The sequence below is a fragment of the Pseudomonas sp. NPDC089918 genome, assembly GCF_050280605.1.
GTDB lineage: Bacteria > Pseudomonadota > Gammaproteobacteria > Pseudomonadales > Pseudomonadaceae > Aquipseudomonas.
In genome coordinates, this window is record NZ_JBNNVP010000091.1 from 1 (window position 1) to 3,928 (window position 3,928).

Sequence of the window (3,928 nt, forward strand, 5' to 3'; positions counted from 1 at the left end):
GGACTGGGCAGCGATAACGCCGACCGCTTCACCGATGTTCACCTGGTGACCACGAGCCAAGTCCATCGGTGAGCCGGGTACCCAGCTGACGATGCGTACGTTCCACATCGGTGGTGCGGCAAGCCGGACCTCCGCAGCCGACAGCGTTCAGGTGAAGAATGGCGGTACCGTCCGTCTGCATAACCTGAAGCATGTTGAGCGAGTGGATGGTTGCCTGGTTGCTGTGTCCCGTTCTGGTGAGCTGGCGATCGCTGATGACTTCGGTCGTGAGCGCGAGCGTTACAAGCTGCCGTACGGTGCTGTGATTTCGGTTAAAGAAGGTGACAAGGTCGACGCTGGCGCAATCGTGGCCAAGTGGGATCCGCACACTCACCCAATCGTTACCGAAATGAAAGGTACCGTGACCTACGTGGGCATGGAAGAAGGCATCACGATCAAGCGTCAGACTGACGAATTGACCGGTATGACCAACATTGAAGTACTCGACGCCAAAGACCGTCCAGCTGCCGGTAAAGATATCCGTCCTGCTGTGAAGATGGTTGATGACAACGGCAAGGATCTCTTGCTGCCGGGCACCGACGTAATCGCTCAGTACTTCCTGCCTGCTAACGCCCTGGTCGGTGTAGCGGACGGTGCGAAAATCGCGATCGGTGATGTTATCGCTCGTATTCCGCAAGAGACTTCGAAGACCCGTGACATCACCGGTGGTCTGCCGCGTGTTGCCGACTTGTTCGAAGCCCGTCGTCCGAAAGAAGCCTCGATTCTGGCTGAAGTCAGCGGCACCATCGCGTTCGGTAAAGAGACCAAAGGCAAGCGCCGTCTGGTTATCACCCCGAACGACGGCAGCGATCCGTACGAAGAGCTGATTCCGAAGTGGCGTCACCTGAACGTCTTCGAAGGCGAACAGGTAAACCGCGGCGAAGTTATCTCCGACGGCCCGAGCGATCCACACGACATCCTGCGTCTGCTGGGTGTGAGTGCGCTGGCCAAGTACATCGTGAACGAGATCCAGGACGTTTACCGTCTGCAAGGCGTGAAGATCAACGATAAGCACATCGAGACCATCCTGCGTCAGATGCTGCGTAAAGTTGAAATCGCTGAATCCGGCGATTCCAGTTTCATCAAGGGCGACCAGATGGAATTGACTCACGTTCTGGTAGAGAACGAGCGTCTGGCTGGCGATGAGAAGTTCGTTTCCAAATTCACTCGCGTACTGCTGGGTATCACCAAGGCGTCGTTGTCCACCGAATCGTTCATCTCGGCGGCTTCCTTCCAGGAAACCACTCGCGTACTGACCGAAGCGGCGGTAACCGGCAAGCGCGATTACCTGCGCGGCCTGAAAGAAAACGTGGTCGTGGGTCGTTTGATCCCGGCAGGTACCGGTCTGGCTTACCACAGCGAGCGTAAGCGCCGCCGTGATGCTGACAAACCGTTGCGCGTAAGCGCCAGTGAAGTGGAAGCTGCACTGACCGAAGCGCTGAACTCTAGCGGTAACTGAGTTCTGCGATAAATAAGCGTAAGGCCCTGGCCATTCCGTTCATCGAATCGAGACAATTTGTCGAGGTTGGATGAGCGGGGAGGTCGGGGCCTTGCCTTGACTGGGGGCAAGATCCTCTTTAGACTCTTGTACCCCTAAATTTGGCGGGAATTCGTTCCTGCCATTTTGCTTTTCTTGCAAGACAATAGCGTCGCAAGACAACAGTGGAGCTAGTAGATGGCAACTATCAACCAGCTGGTACGTCAGCCGCGTAAGCGTATCGTCGAGAAATCCGACGTGCCTGCGCTGCAGAACTGCCCGCAACGTCGTGGCGTATGCACCCGTGTGTATACCACCACGCCGAAAAAACCTAACTCGGCACTGCGTAAAGTATGCCGTGTGCGTCTGACCAACGGTTTCGAGGTTTCCTCGTACATCGGTGGTGAAGGCCACAACCTGCAAGAGCACAGCGTGGTACTGATCCGCGGCGGTCGTGTAAAAGACTTGCCAGGTGTTCGTTACCACACCGTACGCGGTACTTTGGATACTTCCGGCGTTAAAGGTCGTAACCAGGGTCGTTCGAAGTACGGTACCAAGAAGCCTAAGTAGTAGTGGCTTTTTGTAAAAACTGATTTTCTATTTTTCTGAGTCGATAAGAGTAAGGTCGGAGGCGTCCCGAAAGGGCACCGATTCCGAGCGAACCTGAAGACCGTTTGAGGGCTTATCCATGCCAAGAAGACGCGTAGCAGCCAAGCGCGAAGTGCTTGACGATCCAAAGTACGGCAGCCAAATCCTGGCCAAGTTCATGAACCACGTTATGGAAAGCGGCAAGAAAGCCGTTGCCGAGCGTATCGTTTATGGCGCGCTGGAAAAGGTTAAAGAACGCAAGAACAGCGATCCCCTGGAAATCTTCGAGAAAGCTCTCGACGCCATCGCTCCGCTGGTCGAAGTAAAGTCGCGCCGTGTAGGCGGTGCTACTTACCAGGTTCCGGTCGAAGTTCGTCCGTCCCGTCGTAACGCTCTGGCAATGCGCTGGTTGGTAGACTTCGCCCGTAAGCGCGGCGAGAAGTCTATGGCTCTGCGTTTGGCTGGCGAACTGTTGGACGCTGCCGAAGGCAAAGGTGCTGCAGTTAAGAAGCGTGAAGACGTGCACCGTATGGCTGAAGCCAACAAGGCTTTCTCGCACTACCGCTTCTAATTTTAGCGTCACTAATTTTGCGAGGGCTTTATGGCTCGTACTACACCGATTAACCGCTACCGTAACATTGGTATCGTTGCTCACGTGGATGCTGGTAAAACCACCACCACCGAGCGCGTCCTTTTTTACACTGGCAAAAGTCACAAAATGGGCGAGGTGCATGACGGCGCCGCGACCACAGACTGGATGGTGCAGGAGCAGGAGCGTGGTATTACCATTACTTCTGCTGCAATCACCGCCTTCTGGCAGGGTTCCGAGAAGCAGCACAAGGACCAATACCGCTTCAACGTCATCGACACCCCGGGCCACGTTGACTTCACTATTGAAGTTGAGCGTTCCCTGCGTGTTCTCGATGGCGCGGTCGTTGTGTTCTGCGGCACCTCGGGTGTTGAGCCTCAGTCGGAAACCGTATGGCGTCAAGCCAACAAATACGGCGTTCCACGTCTTGTTTACGTAAACAAGATGGACCGTGCTGGTGCGAACTTCCTGCGCGTGATCGGTCAGATCAAGCAGCGTCTGGGTCACACTCCGGTGCCAATCCAGTTGGCCATCGGTTCCGAAGACAACTTCCAGGGTCAGATCGATCTGATGTCCATGGAAGCTGTTTACTGGAATGACGCTGACAAAGGCATGGTTCCAGTTCGCAAGCCTATCCCTGCTGAGCTGCAGGAACTGGCTGACGAGTGGCGCGGCAACATGGTTGAGGCTGCGGCCGAAGCCAGTGAAGAGCTGATGAACAAGTACCTCGAAGGTGAAGAACTCACCAACGCGGAAATCAAGGCCGCTCTGCGTCAGCGTACTATCGCTGGTGAGATCGTTCTGGCTGTTTGCGGTTCTTCCTTCAAGAACAAGGGTGTTCCCCTGGTTCTCGACGCCGTGATCGACTACCTGCCTGCTCCTACCGACATTCCTGCCATCAAGGGTACTGACCCGGATGACGAGACCAAGGAAATGGAGCGTCACGCAGACGACAGCGAGCCGTTCTCGGCTCTGGCGTTCAAGATCGCTACCGACCCATTCGTGGGTACCTTGACCTTTGTTCGAGTTTACTCGGGCGTGTTGGCCTCCGGCGACGGCGTGATCAACTCGGTTAAAGGCAAGAAAGAGCGCGTGGGTCGTATGGTGCAAATGCACGCAAACGCCCGTGAAGAAATCAAGGAAGTACCCTCTCCTCAAGACCAGTACCAAACAATCCCCGCGACCGTCTTCTCGATGTAGCGCTGGAACTCTTCGCGACACGCGGTTATCAGGCG

Annotated in this window: 2 protein-coding genes and 3 pseudogenes; 4 read left to right on the forward strand and 1 reads right to left on the reverse strand. The window is 55.5% G+C overall.

Annotation, left to right across the window (positions count from 1 at the left end; translation table 11 throughout):
- Positions 1 to 63: pseudogene (locus ACQKPC_RS30100) on the reverse strand (hypothetical protein); the annotation flags it as partial.
- On the opposite strand from ACQKPC_RS30100, the pseudogene ACQKPC_RS30105 reads away from it, so the two are divergent.
- The 4 genes and pseudogenes from ACQKPC_RS30105 to ACQKPC_RS30120 all read left to right on the forward strand — a co-directional run.
- A pseudogene (locus ACQKPC_RS30105) lies at positions 56 to 1,498 on the forward strand (DNA-directed RNA polymerase subunit beta'); the annotation flags it as partial. The pseudogenes ACQKPC_RS30100 and ACQKPC_RS30105 overlap by 8 nt on opposite strands.
- A 216-nt stretch (positions 1,499 to 1,714) precedes the next feature.
- Positions 1,715 to 2,086 (forward strand): 30S ribosomal protein S12, encoded by a 372-nt coding sequence (rpsL, locus tag ACQKPC_RS30110; protein ID WP_427628305.1) that lies wholly within the window; start codon positions 1,715 to 1,717, stop codon positions 2,084 to 2,086.
- Positions 2,087 to 2,204: 118 nt separating this feature from the next.
- A complete protein-coding gene (gene rpsG, locus ACQKPC_RS30115; protein WP_002555493.1) occupies positions 2,205 to 2,675 on the forward strand; it encodes a 30S ribosomal protein S7 in 471 nt (156 codons plus the stop codon).
- 30 nt (positions 2,676 to 2,705) lie between these two features.
- Positions 2,706 to 3,839: pseudogene (locus ACQKPC_RS30120) on the forward strand (elongation factor G); the annotation flags it as partial.
- Positions 3,840 to 3,928 lie beyond the last annotated feature (89 nt).

Excerpts from the sequence above, each read along its gene's own strand:
- rpsL (WP_427628305.1), top strand. The coding sequence starts at position 1,715 with ATGGCAACTATCAACCAGCTGGTACGTCAGCCGCGTAAGCGTATCGTC.
- rpsG (WP_002555493.1), top strand. The coding sequence starts at position 2,205 with ATGCCAAGAAGACGCGTAGCAGCCAAGCGCGAAGTGCTTGACGATCCA.